The organism is Aquabacterium sp. (genome assembly GCF_021768455.1).
Classification (GTDB): Bacteria; Pseudomonadota; Gammaproteobacteria; order Burkholderiales; family Burkholderiaceae_C; genus Aquabacterium.
Genome location: NZ_JAIZVX010000284.1, coordinates 1 through 1,781 on the forward strand (window position 1 = coordinate 1; position 1,781 = coordinate 1,781).

The window sequence follows — 1,781 nt, forward strand, 5'->3', positions numbered from 1 at the left end:
CGCCGCCAGCCTCGGCGTGCTCACCCTCTTGCTCACGGCCTGCGCCCAGGTGCCTGAACTCGGCCCCCGCGCCACGCTCACCCCGGTGAGCGAACTGGCCTCCCCCGTCTCATTGGGTCAGGACGATGCCAACCGGCGCGCCGCCCTCGCGCCCACCGCCTGGCCGCAAGACGCCTGGTGGCAGCGTTATGGCGACGCCCAGCTCGACACCCTTGTCAACGAAGCCCTTCAAGGCGCCCCCAGCCTGCAGCTGGCCCAGGCCCGCCTGCAAGCCGCCGCCGCCATCGCCCAGCAACAGGGCGCCAACCTGGGGCCCAGCGTGCAGGCCAGCCTGGGTGCCACGCAGCAGCGGCAGTCGTACAACAACGGCATCCCGGCCGCCTTTGTGCCCCAGGGCTGGAACGATTACGGCCGGGCCGCCATCGAGCTGAACTACGAGGTCGACTGGTGGGGTCGCCAGCACAGCGCCCTGGCCGCCGCCACCTCGCAATGGCAGGCCAGCCAGGCCGAAGCCGCCCAGGCCCGCGTGGTGCTGGCCGCCAACATCGCCCAGGCCTATGCCGAGCTGGCCCGCCTGCACGCCCAGCGCGACACGGCCGAGGCCGCGCTCAAGGTGCGCCGCGAGAGCCTGCTGCTCTTCAGAGAGCGTGAAGCACACGGCCTGGAAACCCGCGGCAGCGTCAAGCAGGTCGAGGCCCGCCTGGCCCAGGCCGAAGGCGAACGCCTGGCCATCGACGAATCCCTGGCGCTGCAGCGCCACCTGATCGCCGCGCTGATGGGTGCCGGGCCCGACCGCGGCCTGCGCATCCAGCGCCCCACGGTGGACCTGGCTCAGGTGCAGGGCCTGCCCGCGCAGCTGGAACTCAACCTGCTCGGCCGCCGCCCCGACATCACCGCCGCCCGCCTGCGTGCCGAAGCCGCCGGCCAGCAGATCGACGCCGCCAAGGCCGCCTTCTACCCCAACCTCAACCTCAGTGCGGCCATCGGCGCGCAGTCGCTCGGGCTGAACCTGCTGACCGACCCGGGCTCGCGCATCGGCAGCTTTGGCCCGGCGATCTCGCTGCCGCTGTTCGACCAGGGCCGCCTGCAAGGCCAGTACAAGCAGGCCCACGCCCAGTACAACGAGGCCGTGGCCCAGTACAAGCAGACCCTGACCCAGGCCCTGCAGGACGTGGCCGATGTGGCCACCAGCGAACAGGCCCTGGTGGGCCGCCTGCAGCAGGCCCAGGCGGCGGTCGAGGCCTCGCGCGAAGCCTGGCGCATCGCCCGCAACCGCTACGAAGGCGGCCTGGCCACCTACCTCGAGGTGCTGACTGCCGAAGACGCCCTGCTGGCCCAGCAGCGCGAACTCACCGGCCTGCAGACCCGCCTCTTCAGCCTGGACGTGGCCTTGGTGCGCGCCCTGGGCGGCGGTGAGGTGGCTGTAGCACACCAGGCGCGGGGAACCGTCAGTCGTTGCGGTTTGAATGTTCATGGGCGCTATCGTCGTCGATTTGGCACGTCGGTGCAGCATCGGATCTTAATAACTGCGACTTTATTCCCAATTGCGCTTTCGCGAACCGACGGTTTTATGGCCATAGTTGCGCGTTGGCCAGCAAATGCCTGCCCGCGAAGGAGAATAATAATATGAGCCTTCACCCCCTCGACACGCCGCCCGGCGAGTTCGAACTGTCGATCACCCGCCTGATCGATGCCCCGCCCAGCGACGTGTTTCGCGCCTGGATCGAGCCTGACCTGTTGCGCCAGTGGTGGGGCCCTCACGGCATGACCACCCCGGTGTG

1 protein-coding gene is annotated in these 1,781 nt (G+C 69.8%); it reads left to right on the forward strand.

The genetic code is table 11. The annotated features are described in order from the left end of the window. The coding region (locus tag QZ994_RS19780; protein ID WP_290877786.1) for an efflux transporter outer membrane subunit at positions 1-1,630 on the forward strand (1,630 nt) is incomplete at its 5' end. Between the last annotated feature and the right edge of the window lie 151 nt (positions 1,631-1,781).